Below are 18,865 nucleotides of genomic sequence, written 5' to 3'. Positions count from 1 at the left end.
CCGTTCGGTGTCCTGTCCGATCCCACCGGCCTCGAATGAGGCTCATCGCTCCGTCCGCCTTGCTGAGCCCGGCCTCTCCCGGGCGGTGAAGCTCGCTCATCGAAGAGGCATGCGGGGTATCGCGATCCATGGAGACGCTCCGGTGCGTTCCGGTGCCCGACCGGGACGATGTCGCCACCGTCGGCGGCGTATGTGCGCCGAGATCCCGATTCCGGTCCTTCCCCGGGAAGAGAAGCAACAGATATCGGGATCTCAGCAGGCGCTCTGCATTCGCGTCACCGGGTGCGTGCGCGTCGGGCCGGATACCGGCTCGGAACGGTGCGCTCGGCTGGCACCCCCTTCTGCTTCTCCGTCTCGCGGGGGATCCGGAACCCGAGCCGGGCGCGTAGCCTCGATCGCATGAGCGAGAACAAGAATCCACTCATGTCCGCCTCGATCACCTGGACCATCGCCGGGATCCTCTTCGGCGCCGGTATCGGGGCGCTCATCGGATCCTGGATCGGGAACACCGGCGCGGGGGCGGGTATCGGGCTCGCAGTCGGGGCTGTCGCGGGGTTCCTCGTCGGCATTCCGCGGCGAGGGCGCTGACCGGCCCTCATCACGCACCGCCCTGCAGCGATCCGAGCCCGCCGCGCGATCTGCGCCGCGCGATCTCCGCCGCGCGATCTCCGCCGCGCGGCGGATGCCGCCGGCCCTCCGCATCACTAGCTTGGATGTCATGACCGAGATGCGGAAGAGACGCCTCAACTGGTGGGCCGGAGCAATCGGCGCCGCGATGATCCTCCCGATCTCGTGGCTCTCGTTCGACGACATCACCTCGGCGATCATCATGGCGGGGAGCGCCGGGGCCGCAGGGCTGCTCCTGTTCCGACCGCAGGGCGACTGAACGGGGTCCTCATCGTCGCCGCTCTCACCGCTCACGCGCCGCGCGAGCGGATCGCACCCGGGTCGGCCCGGGCTCGCGCGTCAGCGTCGGGTTGCGGCCCGGGGCGTTCGACCTCGTGGGGTCGATCAGCGCTCGGCCGGCGGGAGCACGATGACGCCGCGGTAGGCGGGGTCCCCCCACCGCGTGACGAGGTCGATGCCGGCGAAGGGGATCGGCAGGGCGAAGGCGTCCACCCAGGTCTCGCCGTTCGGATACTGCACCCACGGGTCGGAGACGACGAGCGCGCCGTCGACCACGTCGGTGGCGAGCACCCAGTGGGGCGTCGGGTCCGCGATGAGCTCCGTGAGATCGATGAGCAGCAGCACCTGCGCACCGTCCCGCACGAGGTGGGCGATCTCCGCGACCTCGATCCAGCGCCGCTCGATCGGGAGCCCCATCTCCTCGGCCTGCCGGAGCGACTCGAGCTGCAGGTCCGTGCGCAGCATGCGCTCGGACTCGTTCGACGAGAACTCCTCCACCAGCACCGGCCCCGGCGCGCTCAGGACGACGCGGGGCGTGGCGGGCAGCAGCCCCGACTCCGCGCCCGCCTTCGCGGTCTCGACCGCGAGGCCGACGGGTTCGCAGGCGGGGAGGTTCGTCGCGCGGCGCCAGAAGGCGATCTCGGTCGCCCGGTTGGCCACGAGGCTCTCCGGATCGAAGCCGCCGCCGCCCAGGTGCTCGAGCGCCATGAGCGACGAGACCGCGCCGCAGGTGACCTCGGTGGTCTGCCCGTAGTACGGGGCGAGCCGGGTGGGTCGCTCCCCGCGCCACCACGACCAGGCGGCGACCTCGGTCGGATCGCCGGGGCGCGTGCTGGGGATCGACGGAACCGGCCGCGGCGCCGGCTCGAAACCCAGCTCCGCGAGGCGGGCGCGGCGCGAGTCGGACAGGCGGTCGTGCGCCAGGTGCTCCTCGAAGTGCACCGCGAGCGGGGCCGGATCCGCCGCGCCGTCCCCGGGGACGTCGTCGCGCGCGGCACCGAGGAGCGCGGTCCAGACCGCGTCGTCCTCGGCCAGGACGTCCACGATCTTGCGGGAGGCGGTGTGCGGCCGACCCGCGGTGAGCGCGGCTCCCACCGCCGTTCCCGAAGCGTTCCGGGCGACGAGCACGCGCGGGCTCCAGAGGGCGCGCTCCACACGCCACAGCGCCAGCCGCTCCTCGGGCGCCCCGGTGCCGAGCGGCCGGGGCGGGAGCGCGCCCGCCTCGACGGCGATGGAGATCGATTCGTGCGTCTCGGTCATGCGTGCCCCTCCTGTGCGGGTGCCGGTGCTGCTGAGGCCGCCTCTGCGGGTGCCTGTGCCTGTGCCTGTGTCTGTGCTGGTGCCGGTGCGGACGCCGATACCGGTGCGTCCGGGCCTCCGGCGCGCCGCAGGCTGTCCTGCTCCGCCGCGGCGACCAGCAGCCGCGTGTACTCGTGCGTCGGCTCGCGCAGGATCCGCGTCGTCTCACCGCGCTCCACGATCTCCCCGCGGCGCAGCACCACCACGCGATCCGCGATGCGGGCGACGACGCCGAGGTCGTGCGTGATGAACAGCATCGCGAGGCCGAGTTCGTCGCGCAGGCGAGCGAGCAGGTCGAGGATCTGCGCCTGCACGGACACGTCGAGGGCCGAGACGCTCTCATCGCAGATGAGCACCTGCGGATTCGGGGCGAGCGCGCGGGCGATGGCGACCCGCTGGCGCTGACCCCCGGAGAGCTGAGCGGGGCGCCGCTCGGCCAGCGACGGGTCGAGCTCGACGAGATCCAGCAGCTCCGCCACCGTGCGCTCGCGTGATCCGCCCGCTCGCAGCGCCTCCTCGAGCGACTGGCGGATCGTGAACGAGGGGTTGAGGGTGGAGTAGGGATCCTGGAAGACGATCTGGATCTCCCGGGGGCGTCGTCCGCGTCGGCCGGCGGGCAGCTGCCGGCCGTCGAGGATCACGCGCCCGGCGTCGGGGATCTCGAGGCCGGCGATGGCGCGGGCCAGGGTCGACTTGCCGGATCCGGATTCGCCGACGATCGCGAGCACCTCGCCGGCGGCGACCTCGACGGACGCGTCGGTGAGCGCGGCCGCGGAGCCGAACGACTTCGACAGCCCCTCCGCCACGAGCAGCGGCGGACCGCTCGCAGCCGAGCCGGGCACGGCGTCCCCGACCGAGGGGTTCGCGTCGATGAGCGCTCGGGTGTAGGGGTGCTGCGGCGAACGCAGCACCTGCGCGGTGTCCCCGCGCTCGACGACCTCCCCGCTGCGCATCACGAGCACCCGGTCGGCGCGACCCTCGATCACGCCGAGGTCGTGGCTGATCAGGATCAGGCCCATGCGGTGGGTCGCCTGCAGGCCCCGGAGCAGGTCGAGCACCTCTCCCTGCGTGCTCGCGTCGAGCGCGGTGGTGGGCTCGTCGGCGATCAGCAGCCTCGGCTCGGCCGCGAGGGAGGCCGCGATCGCCACCCGCTGCCGCATCCCTCCCGAGAGCTCGGAGGGGTACTGCTCGGCGACGCGCGCGGGCAGCTGCACCTCGGCCAGACGGCGCTCCACCTCCGTGCGCAGGGCTCCCCGGGCCGGGGAGCCGCCCGCGGCGCGGAGGCGCGCCTCGATCGTGAGGGCGATCTGCCGGCCGCAGCGCAGCACGGGGCTGAGGCTGGTGAACGGATCCTGCAGCAGCAGTACGGCGCGACGGCCGCGCACCTGCGCCCAGACGCCGTCCGATCCCGATGCGAGATCGTAGCGGTAGCCGTCGATCTCGGCCTCGCCGGCGGCGTGCACGCCGCGCGGCAGGAGACCGGTGACGGCGCGCGCCGTCATCGACTTGCCGGATCCCGACTCGCCGATGATGGCGAGCATCTCGCCGGGCGCGACCTCGAGGTCGAGCGGGGCCACGATGTCGTGCCCCGCGGCGGTCACGCGGAGGCCGGTGACGCGGGTTCCCCGCGGCTCGGTCGTGCTCACTGCATCCCCCGTTCCCGAAGCCGTTCGCCCAGGTGATCGCCGAGCACGTTGATGGCCATGGCGACCAGCACGATGAGGATCGCGGGCACGAGGAGCATCGCCGGGTTGTCGCCGATGACGCCCCGTCCGTCGGTGATCTGGCGGCCCCAGTCGGCGGTGCCCGGGGCGACCCCGATGCCGAGGAACGACAGCGAGGAGAGCGTCACGAGCGCGATCGCGAGGTTGAGCATGAAGTTGGTCATGATGAGCGGCCAGACGTTCGGCACGATGTGACGGTACATGATGCGGGCGGGGGAGAGCGAGAGCATCTGCGCCGCCTCGACGTAGGGCCGCGGGGCCTGCTCGGTGACCCCTGCGCGGATGATGCGGATGTCGGAGGGGCAGAAGAGGGCGACGAGCATCAGCACGGTCACCCAGTAGCCGGCGCCGAAGATGCCCGCGACGACGATCGCGACGAGCATGACCGGCAGCGACAGGAGGATGTCGACGACGCGGCCCACCACCCAGTCGACCGGGCCGCGCAGGTAGCCGGCGAGCGTGCCGATCACCACGGCGAGGAGCATGGATCCCGAGGCGATGACGAGGGGGCCGGCCACCGCCGACCCGGTGCCGGCGAGGGTCAGCAGCAGGACGTCGCGCCCGAGCTCGTCGGTGCCGAGGAGGTGCCCGGGGGAGCCGGGAGGCAGGAGCGAGTCGAGGATGCTCTGCTTCGACGCGGCCTGCGTGAGGAACGGCGAGGCGGCGGCCGCGATGGCCACCAGGAGCAGGAACACGGCGGAGGCGACGACGCTCCAGTCCCGATGGCGCCCCGGCGCGACGCGCGTGCCGCTGATCAAGGAGACCTGAGTGGTGCGCGGCATCATGCGGCCAGCTCCCTCGCTCGGACGCGCGGGTCGAGCAGCAGGTAGCTCAGATCCACGACGATGGTGATGATCGCGATCGCGGCCGCCACGAGCAGCGTGATCGCCTGGACGACCGGCAGGTCTTTGAACAGCACCGCCTCCTCGAGCAACTGCCCGATCCCCGGCAGGGCGAACACGGTCTCGACGATGATCGTGCCGCCGATGATGAAGGTGAGGATGAGCCCGGCGCTCGTGACGATCGGGATGAGCGCGCTGCGCAGCGCGATCCGGCGCACGACGCGCTCCGGGATGCCGCGGGCCCGCGCGAAGGTGATGGCGTCGCTCTCGAACTCGCGCAGCACCGCGGCGCGCGTCATCCGCATGAGGATCGCTCCGATCCCCGCGGCGAGCACGGCCGCGGGCAGGAACAGGTGCCAGAGGCGGTCGAGCCCGCCGCTGCCGGCGCCGTAGGCCGGGAAGACCGGGATGAGGATCGCGAACAGCGTGATCGACAGGATCGCGAGGGCGAAGCTCGGCGCCGAGAGGCCGAAGAGCGCGGTCGCGCTCGCGGCCCGGTCGATGCGCGTGCCGTTGCGCGCCGCGCTGAGGATGCCGAGCGGCACCGCGGTGACGACGGCGAGCAGGAACGACAGGCCGATGAGCAGGGACGTGACGCCGAGCCGGCTCATGATGACCGCTGTCACGGGCTGCTGCAGCCGGATGGAGACGCCGAAGTCGCCCCGCAGCGCTGAGAGGAGCCAGTCGGCGTAGCGCAGCAGGAACGGGTCGTCGAGGTGGTACTGCGCCCGGACCGCGGCGACCGCCTCCGGGGTGCTCGGCCGGTTGCCGAGCAGGTTCTTCACGAGATCGCCCGGCGCCAGGTAGAGCAGGGTGAAGGTGAGGAAGGAGAGCACGAGCAGGATGAGCGCGACGCTCGCGACGCGGAGCGCTATCGTGAGCGCGAGGCGGGATCCCGCGCTGCGGCGGCGACTGGTGCGGCTCGTCACGGAACCACCTTCCTGGGAGCGGGGTGCGGCCGGAGCCGCACCCCGGATCGGGCGACTACTCCGTCTCGGCCGCGAAGAGGCTGGCGCCCCAGACCGTGGTGAAGGTGTAGGGGCTGTAGTCGGTCACGCCGACGGTGTTGGAGAACGCCGTGACGGACTTGCCCCACCAGATCGGCGCGTTCACGACCTCCTCGGCGCCCAGCGTCTCGAGCTCGAGCAGCTTCGCGGCGCGCTCCGCGGGGTCGGTGAGCGCGTTGGCCTCGGTGATCAGGCCCGCGGCGGCCTCGCTCTCGAAGCCGTTGGGGTTGCCGGGGCCGAGCAGGTAGCTGTTGACCTCGGCCGGGTCGCCCGTCGTGGAGAAGTACCACATGAAGCCGAGCCCGTGCTCGCCGTCGCCGATGGTTGCGAGCCACTCCTCGATCGGCACCTCGCGCACTCGCACGTCCATGCCGATCTCCTTCAGGCTCTCCGCGATCGCCTGCGCCGCGATCCCGAGCTGCGGGCCGGTGTTGGGGTAGGTCAGCTCGGTCTCGAGCCCCTCGGCGTCGGTGCCGGCGATGGCCTCCTTCGCCGCCTCGATGTCATAGTCGTGCTGGGGGATCGCGGCGAGCGCGGCGCGCGCCTCCTCGCCGTCGTAGGCCGTCGCGAGCGACTCCGGGGTCATGATCGCGGTCGCCGGCTCGCCGTACCCGCGGAGCAGCTTCTCCGCGATGGCCTCGCGGTCGATGCTGTGCGCGATCGCGGTGCGCACGTCGACGTCGTCGAACGGGGCGACGTTCTGATCGAACAGCAGCCCCACGTACGAGAGGTCGTTCATCGACTCGACGCGCACGCCGTCGATCTTGCCCCACTCCTGGGCCTGGTTGATCGGCACGTTGAACGCGATGTCGATGTCGCCCTTCTGCGCCGCGGCCAGTCGGGTGCTCGCGTCGGGGATGAAGTTCACCCGGATGGACTCGGCCTTCGGCACGCCGCCCCACCAGGTGTCCACCCGCTCCAGCAGCACGTGCGAGTCGGGCTGGAACTCGGTCACCCGGTAGGGGCCGGTGCCCAGGAGCAGCGAATCGCTCGTGCCGATGTTGCCGTCGTGCTCCTCCCAGAACTCCTGCTGGGTGACGACGACGGCGCCCGCGCTCGAGAGGCCGACGAGGAACGTCGCGTCGGGCGTCTTGCTCGTCACGGTCACCTCGCGCTCGCCGGTCTGCTCCACCGAGTCGAGATTCGTGAGGTAGTAGTAGGTGCCGGGGGAGGACTCGGGATCGACCGCGCGCTCGATGCTGAAGACGACGTCCTGCGGCGTCACGGGATCGCCGTTCTGGAAGCGGGCGTCGTCGCGGAGCGTGAAGACGTACGTCGTGTCGTCCGGCGTCTCCCAGGACTCGGCGAGGGCGGGGACGATCTGCCCCTCGGGGTCCTGGCCGACGAGGCCCTCCTGCACCGTCGCGGCGAGGTTGTAGTTGAGGATGCCGCTCTCCTGGCCGATGTAGAGGTTGGCGAGCGAGCCGGGGAAGGCGACCGTGACCTGCTCGATCTCCTGGCCGGTGTCGACGAGCGAGACCTCCGGCTGCTCGGGGGCCTCGGAGGAGCCTGCGCACCCCGCGAGGGCGAGGGCGCAGGCGGCTGCGATCGCGGCGGCGGCTGCGAGACGCGGCCTCCGCGCTCGGATGGTTCTGGGCTGCATGGTGTGGTCGCTCCTTCGCGTGTGCTGCCTGCGGGCCCGGCCCGTCCTGCTCGGGGATCGACGGGCGAGGATGCGGGCCAGGGGGTCGGTGCGGGCCTCGCCGGTGAGGCGGTCGCCGCTGTGGCCAGAGTAGTACAGGCTGAGGCTACGGATGTATTTTATTGCGCCGTGCTGCAGGGCCTCGTCCCGCGCGAGCGGGGTGCGCGGACCCGGGGCGCTCCGGCTCCTCATGAGGGGCGGGCACGGCGGCGCTCCCGGGTCGGCGCGGAGCCGGAGCGCGGAGCGGGGAGCCCGAGAACCGGCCGCGGAGCCCCTCCGATCGCCCCGTCGCCTCAAAGCAAAACGCACAGCACCCCAGCGGAAACGAGGAGCTGCGGCGCCCGCGGTCGCCATACGATGAGCGGGAGCGGGACGGAGCACCGTTCCGCCCGCGGGCGCAGGCCCGCCGAAACCGAAGGAGGGAGCGTGTCATCCACCGTGCATGCTCGTGAACAGCTGGTCGAGGGCGACATCGGCCGCGCGCTCGCCGAGATGGAGTTCGGGAGCCCGCCCGCGGTGACCCGCGCGCTCGGTGCGGCGCTCGACCGGGAGGAGCTCGGGTATCTCGGTGCCGACGAGATCCTCCGCCTGCAGCGCGCGGTGGGCGGCTGGCTGCGGGAGTCGTACGCCTGGACCCCGTCCGAGGAGGCGATCCGCCCGGTCGCCGACCTCGTCGCGGGCTTCCGCGCGATCCTCACCCACTTCGTGCCCGAGGGCGAGCCGATCATCGTGCCGACGCCGGGGTACATGCCGTTCCTGTCGGTGCCCCCGATGATCGGCCGCCCGGTGATCGAGGTGCCGATGGTCCCCTCCGGCTCCGGCTGGAGCTACGACTTCGACGGACTTCGCGCCGCGTTCGCGAGCGGCGCCCGCCTGCTGGTGCTCTGCAACCCGCACAATCCGATCGGGAAGGTCGCCGTCGAGCGGGAGCTGGCCGAGATCGAGCGGATCGTCGACGAGTTCGACGGACTCGTGCTCGCCGACGAGATCCACGCCCCGCTCGTGCTCGGATCCTCGCCCCACATCGTCTACGCGGCGCGCTCGCCGCGGGCGGCCGCCCACACGATCACCGCGACCTCCGCGACCAAGGCCTTCAACATCCCGGGCACCAAGTGCGGGCAGCTCATCTTCACCAACCCGGATCACCTCGCGAGGTGGCGCGAGGTGGGGCACTGGTACGAGCACCAGACCTCGGTGCTGGGGGTCGTCGCCACGGAGGCGGCCTATCGCGGCGGACGCGCCTGGCTCGACGAGACCGTCGAGGAGCTGCGGCTGAGCGTCGCCGAGGCGCTCGCCGTGCTGGAGGCGGCGAGGGACCGCACCGGCATCCGGGTGCTGCGCCCGGAGGCCACCTACCTGCTGTGGATCGACCTGCGGGAGACCGGGCTGCTGCGCGACGGCGCCTCGGCCGCGCAGGCACTGCGCGAGGCGTCGCAGCTGGTGGTCACCGACGGATCGGACTGCGGCGCGGCCGGCCGGGGCTTCGTGCGCTTCAACGCGGCGCTGCCCCGCGAGCACGTGCGCGAGGCGATGGAGCGGCTCGTCCGCGCCGCCGAGGAGTCGGGGTAGGGTGATGCACGTGGACGAGAGCGAGGCGCGCGAACCGCGGATCTCCCCGGACGAGCTGGCGGGCTACCTGCCGGAGCGGGGGAGCGTCACGGTGTTCTCCGCCGTGTGGTGCGGCTACTGCACGAGCCTGAAGACGATGCTCTCCCGGAGCGGGATCTCCTTCCGCGAGGTCATGATCGAGGAGGATCCGGCCGCCGAGCGCATCGCGATCGAGGCGAACGGCGGCGACTGGCTGATCCCCACCGTGCTGTTCTCCGACGGCTCGACCCGGGTGAACCCGGGGGTGCGGGGCGTCGTCGAGCGCCTCGCCGAGCTGGGCGACGGAGTCTGAATGCGGGCCGAGCACTCGCGAAGCCGACGCGCGGAACCCGGGCGGGTGCCGCGGTGAACCCGGAGATCGACCCACGCGCGCTGATGTCGTTCCGCGCGGTGGCCCAGCACGGATCGTTCGCCGCGGCGGCCCGCGAGCTCGGGTGGACGCAGCCGGCGCTCAGCGGCCAGGTCAGCCGGCTCGAGGAGAGTCTCGGAGCGACGCTGGTCATCCGCACGGTGAAGGGCGTGCAGCTCACCGAGGCCGGCAAGCGCCTGCTGCACCACGCCGAGCTCATCGACGGACACCTCGCCCGCGCCGCCCGCGAGGTGGCGGGGCTCATGGACGAGGACGCGCGCACCGTGCGCGTGGTCGCCTTCCCCTCCGCCTGCACGAGCATCGTGGCTCCCGCGATGTCGGAGCTCATCGCGCGCGCCGACTCCCGCCCCGCGCCGACGATCGACCTGGAGCAGCAGGAGCCGTTCTCGGTGCCGGAGCTGCTGCGCCGCGGTGCGGCCGACGTCGCGCTCGTGTTCCGGTACGACGAGGAGGATCTGCTCGGGCTCGAGCGGGAGTTCGAGATGCTGCCGATCGGCTGGGATCCGCTGCAGCTGATCGTGTCGCAGCGGCGGGGGGCGGCGGCGCAGAGCATGCGCAGGCTCGCCGACCACGCGGGCGATCGGTGGGTCGCGGGGTGCCCGAGCTGTCGGCGGCACTTCCTGCGGATCGCGGAGCGGGAGGGCTTCACCCCCGACATCCGCCACGCCACCGACGACTACATGGTCGTGCAGGAGCTGGTGGCGCGCGACATGAGCGTGTCCGTCGTGCCGCGGCTGAGCCTGATCAGCTATCGCCATCCGGGGATCCGCGCGTTCGGGCTCGGGGAGCACGACGGGCGTCAGCTGATGATCCTGCTGGCGCGGGGCGAGGTGCGCCCCGAGGTGCGGGAGGTGGTCGCCGCGCTGCGGCGGGCGGCCGCCCGGGTGCTCGATCCGCTGCCGGGCGAATCGGACCGCTGACGGGGCGATGCGTCTGCGCCGCGCGCCGCGGCGGGTATGCCGGGCGGCTCCTCAGGCTCCGGACGATACGGTAGGGAGCATGTCGCCGCGCCTGCTGTTCCGCCTGTTCGCGTTCGCCGAGCTGATCACGTGGGCCGGGCTCATCACGGCTCTCGTCCTTCGCGGAACCGGGATCAGCGACGCCTGGGTGACCCCCGCGGGCGGTGTGCACGGCTTCGTGTTCCTCGCCTACTGCGCCGTGACGGTGCTCGTCTGGATCGACGCGCGCTGGCATCTCTCCTGGGGCGCGCTCGGGCTCGCGAGCGCCGTGATCCCGTTCGCGACGCTGCCCTTCGAACTCGTCGCGGATCGCCGCGGCATGCTGCCGCGCGCGTGGCGGCTCGCGCCCGGGGGAGCTCCCCCGCGCGGGCCGTGGGAGCACGCGCTGGCGTGGGTGCTCCGCCGCCCGTGGCTCGCGCTGATCCTGCTCGCCGCGGCGGTGATGGCCGTGTTCGTGCTGCTCCTCTGGCTGGGGCCGCCGGTTCCGAAGAGCTGACCCTCGGCGGTACGAGTCCCGCCCGACGACGGAAGCCGGACATCCCCGAATTGTGATGCGTTTTGCGGCGAAACAGGGTTATCGTTGAGCATGGACAGGAAGAAGGCGAGGGGATCCGGGCTCCGCATGGAGATCCCCCAGGGAACAGATGAAGCGGTCGCCGTCGATGAGCTCGTCGACGACCTGCTGCACGGCGATGTCCGCGGCGTGCTCCACGCCCTGCACGAGCCGCACGACGAGGGCGGTCCGGAGCAGGAGCTGCCCGCGACCTGATGAGCCCTGGTTCCGGCTCGCTCCGCTCGCTCAACCGGCGGGGGCCGAGAGCTCCTCGAGCCGCAGCGCGAACCAGAGCTCCGCGCGATCGTCGGCGTTCGCCAGCGAGCGGCGCGTCAGCCGCTCGATGCGCGTGATGCGGTCGCGCAGGGTGTTGCGGTGGATCCCGAGCGCCGCCGCCGCGGGCCCGCGCTGCCCGTCGGCCTCGAACACGGCTCGCAGCGTGCTCCGCAGCATCTCCCGCTCGTCCCCTCCGAGCCGCTCGTCGTGCACGGAGAGCGGCCCGAGCGCCGTCGCGCTCAGTGCGCGCCGAGCGCCGTCGCCCGGCTCGGAGGCGTCTCCTCCGCGGGTGTCCGTCGCGGTGCTCCCGGACGAGAGCTCCAGCAGCGCCTCGAGCAGCGGCGCGTCGCGATCGGCCCACACCACCTCGGGCACGCGCGGCGCCGTGTAGAGCGGTGCGGTCTGCGAGAGCCCGCGCAGCCGCGCGCTCGCCGAGCGCCGGCTCAGCACCGCCTCGGACGGTGCGGCCGGGCGGCCGACCACCGCATCGAGGTCGTGGGCGGCCGCGGCGGCGAGCACCCGGTCCAGGGCCTCCTCCGCGTCCGGGCAGAGCTGCCAGGCCTGCGCGAGTCCCGGAGCGGCCGGAGCGGTGCCGCCCGGGGCGATGAGCCGGTCGAGCCCGTTGCGCGGGCGGCGGCGCCACTCGGCGACGTCCTCGGCGTTGCCCTGCACGGCGATGGCGCGCAGCAGCGGGGGGAACCGCAGCTCGGGGTCGAGGAGCGCGAGGGCCTCGGGCGAACCTGCGCCGCTCAGCAGCGACGCCGTGAGACGCTCCCAGCGCTCCCGCTCGCGGGTCGCGTCGGCGCTGTCGCCCCGCAGGCCGAGGCCGAGCACCATCGAGCCCGCGGCGATGACCGCGTGGCCCTCGGGGGTGAGCGGAGCGTCGCCCGCCACCGCCAGCTGCATCGAGGCGCCCCGATCGAGATCGATGTACTCGGCGCCGCTCGCCTTGCACGCCGCGGCGAAACCGCCCGTACTGGCCAGCACCGCCCCGTCCGACCCCACGAGCGCGAGCTGCTTGCCGGTCACCTGGGCGATGCTCGCGATCACCTCGGCCGGATCCCGGTCGCCTCGCGCGCCGTCGAGCAGCCGCTGCTGGGCCTGGAGCGCCGCGCGGGCGGCGCGCAGCTCGTCCGAGCGCAGCAGCGCGGCGATCGCCTTGGTGACGGCGATGAACGGGACGGGCAGCGGGATCTCGAAGAGCGCGACGCGGTACTCGCTCGCCGCGCGGGTGAGCCGGGGCGGGATGCGGTCGTGGTTGACCCCGATCCCGAAGCCGATCGCGGCCACGCGCGCGCGGCTCAGGCTGGCGACGAAGTCGCGCCAGCGAGGATCGTCGAGCTCCAGCGCGAGCCCCGTCGTGAGGATGATCTCCCCGCCCTCCAGATAGCCGCTGAGGTCGAGCAGCTCGGTGGTCGAGCTCCAGCTGATCTCGGGGTCTCCCGGGCCGGCCTGGATGAGGCGCAGGGCGAGATCGGGCAGCGCGAGCAGTTGGGACAGCGTGGCCATGAGGAGATTCTTGCACAGGGTCATGCATGCTCCCTATGCAATGATGCGCCCGAGGGTGTCCTGACCCGGCCGTAGACTGGCGGCACGGACCGGCCCCGGAGGCCGGGCCAGGCCGGTTCGGATCGGTGCGGACCGGTGCGGATCCGAGACGAGAGGTGCGATGTGGACGAGCAGGCTGAGACGGCCCGGAGCGGCGGAGCGCTGGCGGGGATCCGCGTCGCCGACTTCTCGCGGGTGCTCGCGGGACCGCACGCCACGATGATCCTCGCCGACCTCGGCGCCGACGTCATCAAGATCGAGAGCCCCGAGGGCGACGGCACCCGTCAGTGGCGGCCTCCGGTGAACGCCGTCGGGCAGAGCACCTACTTCGCGGGTGTCAACCGAGGCAAGCGCTCGGTGGTCTGCGACCTGCGCGACCCCGAGGGGCTCGAACGGGCCCGCGAGCTCGCCCGCACCGCCGACGTGGTCATCGAGAACTTCAAGCCGGGCACGATGGAGAAGTTCGGCCTCGGCTACGACGCGGTCGCCGCGGAGAACCCCGGTGTGGTCTACTGCTCCATCTCCGGATTCGGCGACACCGCCGGGCGCGAGCTGCCCGGCTACGATCTGCTGGTGCAGGCCGTGGGCGGGCTCATGAGCATCACGGGCCAGAGCGACGACGACGGCGGCGAGCCGACCAAGGTGGGCGTGGCGCTCGTCGACATCCTCACCGGCCTCAACGCGGTGATCGGCATCCAGGCCGCGCTGATGGCGCGGGGGGCGGCCGGCGGCGGCCAGCACGTCAAGGTCACGCTGCTGGGCTCGCTGCTCTCGGCGCTCGCCAACCAGGCCTCCTCGACCCTCGAGACGGGCGTGTCGCCCGGCCGCATGGGCAATGCCCACCCCTCGATCGCGCCCTACGAGACCTTCGCCGCCGCCGACCAGGCCATCGCGCTCGCCGTCGGCACCGACGGGCAGTTCGCGCGGCTGTGCGAGGTGCTCGACATCCCAGACCTCGCGGACGACGAGCGCTTCGCGACGAACCCGCAGCGCGTGGCGCACCGCGTCGAGCTGCGGGAGTCCCTCGAGCAGCGCCTGCGCACCCGCACCGCTGCCGAGTGGATCGAGGCGCTCACGGCGGCGAACATCCCGGCGGGCCGCGTGAACACCATCGGCCAGGCCATCGAGCTCGCGGCCTCCCTGGGGCTCGAACCCGTCGCCGAGACGCGGGCGATCGCCCCCGACGGCGCCCCGCGCGTGCTGCGCTCGATCGCCACCCCGATCTCCCTCTCCGCCACGCCGGCGAGCTACCGCGTGCCGCCGCCCGGCGTGGGCGAGCACCAGGACGCCGCCTGGCTGCCGCGCCCCGGCGACTGAGTGCGGGCCGGGCGGGACTCGCGACCGAGTCGCGCCCGTGATCCCGGCGAGTCCGCAGGAACCTCCGACCATCGTCATCCCGCGCCGCGTCGCAGAACCCACCACCCGTGATCCCGCGGCCCGCGCCGCTCCCGCAGATCCACCCGAAAGGACACCCCATGACCACCACCATCGATCAGCTGTTCGACGTCGCCGACTTCGTGACGGAGGAGGAGCGCGAGTGGCAGCTGCGCGCGCGCGAGTTCGCGCAGACCCGCATCCGTCCCATCATCGACCAGGCGTTCGAGGATCGCCGCCTGCCCGTCGAGCTGCTGCCCGAGGTGGGCGAGTTCGGCGCCTTCGGCATGTACCTGGAGGGCTACGGCCTGCGCGGCGCCTCCTCGGTGGCGTACGGCCTCGTGGCCATGGAGTTCGAAGCCGTCGACTCCGGCTTCCGCACGGCCCTCTCGGTGCAGGGCTCGCTCGCCATGGGCGCCATCTACAAGTTCGGATCCGAGGAGCAGAAGCAGCGCTGGCTGCCGGCCATGGGCCGGGGCGAGGCGATCGGCTTCTTCGGCCTCACCGAGCCCCAGGGCGGCTCGGATCCCAACACCATGATCACCACCGCGCGCCGCGAGGGCGACGAGTGGGTGCTCAACGGCCGCAAGCGCTGGATCGGCCTCGCCACGATCGCGCAGGTCGGCGTGATCTGGGCCAAGGACGACGAGGGAGTGGTGCGCGGCTTCGTCGTGCCGACCGACACCCCCGGCTTCACGGCGACCGCGATCGAGAACAAGCTGTCGATGCGCGCCTCGCTGCAGACCGAGATCGAGCTGAACGACGTGCGGCTGCCCGCCGACGCGATCCTGCCGGGCTCGAAGGGGCTCTCCTCGCCGTTCAAGTGCCTCAACGAGGCGCGCTACGGCATCGTCTGGGGTGTCATGGGCGCGGCGCGCTCGTGCCTCGAGGCCGCCGTGGACCGGTCGCAGACGCGCGAGGTGTTCGGCGCGCCGATCGGCGGCAAGCAGATCATCCAGGCCAAACTCGCCGACATGTTCGTCGAGTACGAGAAGGGCCTGCTGCTGGCGCTGCACCTCGGCCGTCTCAAGGACGCGGGCAACCTGTCGTACGGGCAGATCTCCGTGGGCAAGCTCAACAACGTGCGCGAGGCCATCAAGATCGCCGGCACCGCGCGCGCGATCCTGGGCGGCGACGGCATCACCTCCGACTTCCCGGTGATGCGGCACATGGCCAACCTCGAGTCGGTGCGCACCTACGAGGGTACCGACGAGGTGCATCAGCTCGTGATCGGGCGCGAGCTCACGGGCATCGCCGCCTTCTAGCGGCACGATCCGTTCCGGCGGCACCGAAACCGCCGCCTGCTGTTGAAACCGCGCCCTGCTGTTGAAACCGAGGTCTGCAGCGGCGATGCAGGCCTCGGTCTCGGCGGATGGGCGCGGTTTCGGGGAACGGGTGCGGAGGATCCTCCGCACGATAGTTCTACCTGATGTAGAGTTATTGCCGTGCTGGTGAGAGTGAACGAGGCGAGCGAGCGACCCATCTACGCCCAGATCGCGGACTCCGTGCGAGCCGACATCGTGAGCGGGCGGACCGGTCCCGGCGCCGCGCTGCCGCCCGCGCGGGAGGTGGCGACCGGCCTCGGCATCAACGTGCACACGGTGCTGCGCGCCTACCAGCAGCTGCGGGACGAGGGGCTGATCGACCTCAAACGCCGTCGCGGCGCCGTGGTGACGCAGCGCGCGATCGGCGTCGCCGCCCTGCGCGACGAGGTGCGGGATCTGGTCGAACGGGCTGCGCAGCTCGGCGTCGATCCGGCTGCGCTCGCGGCGCTCGTGGAGAGCGCGGCGGAATCCGGCCCCGCGGGCCGGAGCAGCGGGGGAGCCGGCGCCGATCCCGTGATGGGCACTGCGGCCGCCGCTGCGACTGCGGCGCCCGTTCCGCCGGTGCGCCCCGCCGCGGAGCACGCCGCATGACCGGCGAGCGCCACCTGCGTGCCGTCGGCGGCCCCGGCGAGGAGGCGTTCGGCGGCTCGGGTGCCCCGGACGCCGCCCCGTCGGCCCGGCAACGGCGGGAGCTGCGACGCGCGAAGCGCGCCGCCCTGTGGGTCGGGCTGGTCCTGCCGCTCGCGGTGACCGTCGCGGCCGCGGCGCTCCTCCTCGCCTGGCTGCCCCGCCTGCCCGATCCGATGGCGAGTCACTGGTCGGGCACGGGCGCGCCCGACGGCTTCATGAGCCCGTCGGCCAATACGGTCGCCTTCGTGAGTCTCGGCGCGGGCATGAGCCTGCTGCTCGGCCTCCTCGCGGTGCTCGGCGGCGGCAGGGCGACGAACCCCGTGTGGTCGGGCATGAACCGCTTCCTCGCGGCCGTGTCGCTGGGGATCGCGACCCTCATCATGGTCGCCGCCGTGCTCACCGCGCGGATTCAGCTCGATCTCGCCGATGCCCGCGACGCCCCGGGCGTCGGCGGCGCGATGGCGGTCGCCTTCGGAGCCGCTCTCGCGGCGGGCGCGGCCGGCTTTCTCGCGCAGCCCCGGCTGCGCATCGAGTCGTCTCGGCGGGCATCCGCCCGCACGCTCGCACTGGGCCCCGACGAGCGCGCGATGTGGGTCGCGGAGATCCGCCCCTCCCGCACGTTCGGATGGGTGCTCGGAACGACGCTGGTGCTGTGCGGCAGCACCGCCGTGCTCCTCGCGGTGGTCGGCGCCCCGGCCTGGTGGCCGACCGCCGTGCTCTTCCTGCTGGTGGCCGCGATGTCGGCGGTGTGCGCCTGGTTCCGCGTGCGGATCGATCCGGAGGGCCTCGAGGCGCGGTCGCTCGTCGGGTGGCCGAGCTTCCGGGTGCCCGCGGGCGACGTGGAGCGCGTCGAGGTGCGAGAGGTGAGCCCCTTCGCGGAGTGGGGCGGCTGGGGCCTGCGATGGGTGCCCGGCACGGGTTTCGGGATCGTGATGCGGACGGGCGAGGGGATCGTGATCACCCGCAGGGACGGGAGGACCTTCGCGGTGACGGTCGACGACGCCGAGACCGGCGCGGCCCTGCTGAGCGCGGTGGCCGCACGATCGGCGCGGACGGAGGAGCGGGATGTCTGAGGAGGACGTGAGCATGGCGGACAGGGAGCAGGGGTCGAACGGCCCGGGCGTCGCGGACGGGGTGCCGGGGAACGCGTCGGCCGCGGGCGGCCGGACCGCCGGAGGGGGTGTCGCGGCCGAGTCTTCGCGCGCCGATCGCCCCGCGGGAGGTGTGCCCTGGGGTGCCGTGGCGCTGTTCGCGGTGATCGCGTTCGGTCTGGCCTGGCTCGTCGCGCTGCCGCTGTGGCTCATGGGACCCGAGGCGCCGGGCTTCCCGGTGCTGTTCGGCCTGCTGGCCATGGCGATGATGCTCACGCCGGCCATCGCGGCGCTCGTCGTCACGTTCGCGATGCGTGTGCCTCGGCGCGAGCGCCTGCGCTTCCTCGGCGTGTGGCCGCTCCGGCCCGCGAAGCGCGTCGTCTGGTTCACCGTCGCGGCGCTGTTCGCTCCGCTCCTCATCGGCCTGGCGACGACGCTGCTCGCCGCGGCGCTGGGCTGGGTGCGCGTCGACCTCGTGCACCTCTCGGGCTTCGCGGAGATCAACGCCGACGCGCTTCCGGAGGGCATGGACCCCTCGGTGCTGCCGTCGCCGTGGGTGCTCGTCGCCGTGCAACTGGCGCTGTTCCCCGTCGCGGCCGTGATCCCGAACTCGATCCTCGGCTTCGGCGAGGAACTGGGATGGCGCGGCTGGCTGCTCCCCGCGCTGCGCCCGCTGGGTCTGTGGCCCGCGCTGCTGCTGAGCGGGGCGATCTGGGGGCTGTGGCACGCCCCGCTCACGCTGCTCGGGCACAACTACGGGCTGATGGACTGGCGCGGCGTCGCGCTGATGACGGTCAACTGCACCGTCATGGGGGTGCTCTTCGGCTGGCTGAGACTGCGCACGGGCTCCGTGTGGCCCGCCACGATCGGTCACGGCGCGCTGAACGGCACCGGCGGCATGATCATGTGGTTCGTGGCCGCGGGCGAGACGGTGCGACCCGAGCTGGTGACGGTCGCCGGTGTCGCGGGCTGGATCGTGCTCGGCGCGCTGATCCTGGTCCTCGCGCTCACCGGTCAGCTGCGCAGGGAGCCCGAGCTCGCCCGCGGGACCCGGAGCGCCCGCTAGGCGTCGTCGGGCGGGCCGGTCAGACGGCAGGCGGGTCGATGCCGCCGGGCCGGCTCAGGGGCGGGCGGGGAACCACCAGGCGGGGGCCAGCGTCGTGATCGAGTTCAGGAATGCCTCGCGATCCGACTCCCCGCTCAGCACCCACGCCTTGATCGCCCCCACGAGGCCCATGCCGAAGAATCGCGACACGACGTCCACCTCGAACTCGGGCACCTGCGGTTCGTGCAGCTCGCGCTGCTCGAGGTAGAGCTTGATGGTCTCGGTGAAGTGATCGGTGAGCAGGTTCGGCACCGTGCCGTCCTGCGGGGTGTTGATGGACAGCAGGTAGAGGCCCCGGTGGCGCTCGACGTGATCGAGGATCTGGTTGATGCTCGCCGTGAAGATCTCGACCGGATCGGCCGTGAGCTCGGTGTAGCCGGCGATGAAGTGCTCGCGCGCAGGATCGAGTTCGAGGCTCAGCGCCGAGCCGAGGGTCTCTGCCGGGCTGGCGAAGTGCTTGTAGAAGGTCACCCGGTTGATGCCGGCGAGCTCGGCGAGCTCGGACACCGTGATGCTGGGGACCGGCTTCTCGGTCGCCAGCTGGATGATCGCGCGGTGCAGAGCGGCTCGGGTGCGGACGATACGCGCGTCGGTCATAGGACTACC

General features: G+C 72.7%; 19 protein-coding genes. 12 read left to right on the top strand and 7 right to left on the bottom strand.

The genetic code is table 11. The annotated features are described in order from the left end of the window. The first annotated feature begins 399 nt into the window (after window positions 1-399). Together ACWKZU_RS05580 and ACWKZU_RS05575 are read left to right on the top strand one after the other, a co-directional pair. Window positions 400-588, top strand: a complete 189-nt coding sequence (locus ACWKZU_RS05580) for a hypothetical protein (protein WP_449281402.1) — start codon at window positions 400-402, stop codon at window positions 586-588. A 130-nt stretch (window positions 589-718) separates the two neighbouring features. After that, window positions 719-886 carry a hypothetical protein gene (locus tag ACWKZU_RS05575; protein ID WP_449281401.1) on the top strand — a complete coding sequence of 56 codons (168 nt, stop codon included), beginning with the start codon at window positions 719-721 and terminating at the stop codon, window positions 884-886. Window positions 887-1,011: 125 nt separating this feature from the next. Here ACWKZU_RS05575 and ACWKZU_RS05570 read toward each other — a convergent pair whose 3' ends face one another. Genes ACWKZU_RS05570 through ACWKZU_RS05550 form a run of 5 tightly spaced genes read right to left on the bottom strand, consistent with a single transcriptional unit; the run spans window position 1,012 to window position 7,381 of the window. Then, window positions 1,012-2,166, bottom strand: coding sequence for a peptidase C39 family protein (locus ACWKZU_RS05570; protein ID WP_449281400.1), 1,155 nt, complete (start codon window positions 2,164-2,166; stop codon window positions 1,012-1,014). After that, a complete protein-coding gene (locus ACWKZU_RS05565; protein WP_449281399.1) occupies window positions 2,163-3,851 on the bottom strand; it encodes an ATP-binding cassette domain-containing protein in 1,689 nt (562 codons plus the stop codon). Before ACWKZU_RS05565 ends, ACWKZU_RS05570 begins: the two co-directional genes overlap by 4 nt. Next, a complete protein-coding gene (locus tag ACWKZU_RS05560) occupies window positions 3,848-4,711 on the bottom strand; it encodes an ABC transporter permease (protein ID WP_449281398.1) in 864 nt (287 codons plus the stop codon). Before ACWKZU_RS05560 ends, ACWKZU_RS05565 begins: the two co-directional genes overlap by 4 nt. Beyond that, window positions 4,711-5,700 (bottom strand): ABC transporter permease, encoded by a 990-nt coding sequence (locus tag ACWKZU_RS05555; RefSeq protein ID WP_449281397.1) that lies wholly within the window; start codon window positions 5,698-5,700, stop codon window positions 4,711-4,713. The genes ACWKZU_RS05560 and ACWKZU_RS05555 overlap by 1 nt, the downstream gene beginning before the upstream one ends. A 55-nt stretch (window positions 5,701-5,755) precedes the next feature. Beyond that, window positions 5,756-7,381 (bottom strand): ABC transporter substrate-binding protein, encoded by a 1,626-nt coding sequence (locus ACWKZU_RS05550; protein WP_449281396.1) that lies wholly within the window; start codon window positions 7,379-7,381, stop codon window positions 5,756-5,758. A gap of 465 nt (window positions 7,382-7,846) precedes the next feature. Here ACWKZU_RS05550 and ACWKZU_RS05545 point away from each other — a divergent pair, with 465 nt between their 5' ends. From ACWKZU_RS05545 to ACWKZU_RS05525, 5 genes are all read left to right on the top strand, one after another. After that, window positions 7,847-8,989 carry a MalY/PatB family protein gene (locus tag ACWKZU_RS05545; RefSeq protein WP_449281395.1) on the top strand — a complete coding sequence of 381 codons (1,143 nt, stop codon included), beginning with the start codon at window positions 7,847-7,849 and terminating at the stop codon, window positions 8,987-8,989. Window positions 8,990-8,999: 10 nt separating this feature from the next. Then, window positions 9,000-9,320: a glutaredoxin domain-containing protein gene (locus ACWKZU_RS05540; RefSeq protein ID WP_449281394.1), complete on the top strand. Its 321-nt coding sequence runs from the start codon at window positions 9,000-9,002 to the stop codon at window positions 9,318-9,320. 53 nt (window positions 9,321-9,373) lie between these two features. Next, window positions 9,374-10,318 (top strand): LysR family transcriptional regulator, encoded by a 945-nt coding sequence (locus ACWKZU_RS05535; RefSeq protein ID WP_449281393.1) that lies wholly within the window; start codon window positions 9,374-9,376, stop codon window positions 10,316-10,318. Between the two features lie 79 nt (window positions 10,319-10,397). Continuing rightward, entirely contained in the window at window positions 10,398-10,853 is a 456-nt protein-coding gene (locus ACWKZU_RS05530) for a DUF3817 domain-containing protein (RefSeq protein WP_449281392.1), read from the top strand. 90 nt (window positions 10,854-10,943) lie between these two features. Next, window positions 10,944-11,126, top strand: coding sequence for a hypothetical protein (locus ACWKZU_RS05525; RefSeq protein WP_449281391.1), 183 nt, complete (start codon window positions 10,944-10,946; stop codon window positions 11,124-11,126). Window positions 11,127-11,156: 30 nt separating this feature from the next. On the opposite strand, the gene ACWKZU_RS05520 is transcribed toward ACWKZU_RS05525, so the two are convergent. Then, window positions 11,157-12,719 carry a PucR family transcriptional regulator gene (locus ACWKZU_RS05520; protein ID WP_449281390.1) on the bottom strand — a complete coding sequence of 521 codons (1,563 nt, stop codon included), beginning with the start codon at window positions 12,717-12,719 and terminating at the stop codon, window positions 11,157-11,159. A 138-nt stretch (window positions 12,720-12,857) separates the two neighbouring features. On the opposite strand from ACWKZU_RS05520, the gene ACWKZU_RS05515 reads away from it, so the two are divergent. The 5 genes from ACWKZU_RS05515 to ACWKZU_RS05495 all read left to right on the top strand — a co-directional run bounded on the left by ACWKZU_RS05515 (window position 12,858) and on the right by ACWKZU_RS05495 (window position 18,220). After that, the gene (locus ACWKZU_RS05515) at window positions 12,858-14,051 is read left to right on the top strand and encodes a CaiB/BaiF CoA transferase family protein (protein WP_449281389.1); all 1,194 of its coding nucleotides are present in this window, start codon (window positions 12,858-12,860) and stop codon (window positions 14,049-14,051) included. A 158-nt stretch (window positions 14,052-14,209) separates the two neighbouring features. After that, window positions 14,210-15,373, top strand: a complete 1,164-nt coding sequence (locus tag ACWKZU_RS05510) for an acyl-CoA dehydrogenase family protein (protein WP_449281388.1) — start codon at window positions 14,210-14,212, stop codon at window positions 15,371-15,373. A 180-nt stretch (window positions 15,374-15,553) separates the two neighbouring features. Then, entirely contained in the window at window positions 15,554-16,024 is a 471-nt protein-coding gene (locus ACWKZU_RS05505) for a GntR family transcriptional regulator (RefSeq protein WP_449281387.1), read from the top strand. Then, window positions 16,021-17,136 (top strand): DUF1648 domain-containing protein, encoded by a 1,116-nt coding sequence (locus ACWKZU_RS05500; protein ID WP_449281386.1) that lies wholly within the window; start codon window positions 16,021-16,023, stop codon window positions 17,134-17,136. Before ACWKZU_RS05505 ends, ACWKZU_RS05500 begins: the two co-directional genes overlap by 4 nt. After that, on the top strand, window positions 17,129-18,220 hold the full coding sequence (locus ACWKZU_RS05495; RefSeq protein ID WP_449281385.1) for a CPBP family intramembrane glutamic endopeptidase: 1,092 nt from the start codon (window positions 17,129-17,131) through the stop codon (window positions 18,218-18,220). Before ACWKZU_RS05500 ends, ACWKZU_RS05495 begins: the two co-directional genes overlap by 8 nt. Window positions 18,221-18,274: 54 nt before the next feature. On the opposite strand, the gene ACWKZU_RS05490 is transcribed toward ACWKZU_RS05495, so the two are convergent. After that, window positions 18,275-18,856 carry a TetR/AcrR family transcriptional regulator gene (locus ACWKZU_RS05490; protein ID WP_449281384.1) on the bottom strand — a complete coding sequence of 194 codons (582 nt, stop codon included), beginning with the start codon at window positions 18,854-18,856 and terminating at the stop codon, window positions 18,275-18,277. Window positions 18,857-18,865 lie beyond the last annotated feature (9 nt).

The sequence above is a fragment of the Leucobacter sp. genome, from assembly GCF_053528595.1.
This window is presented reverse-complemented; position numbering and strand designations above follow the sequence as displayed.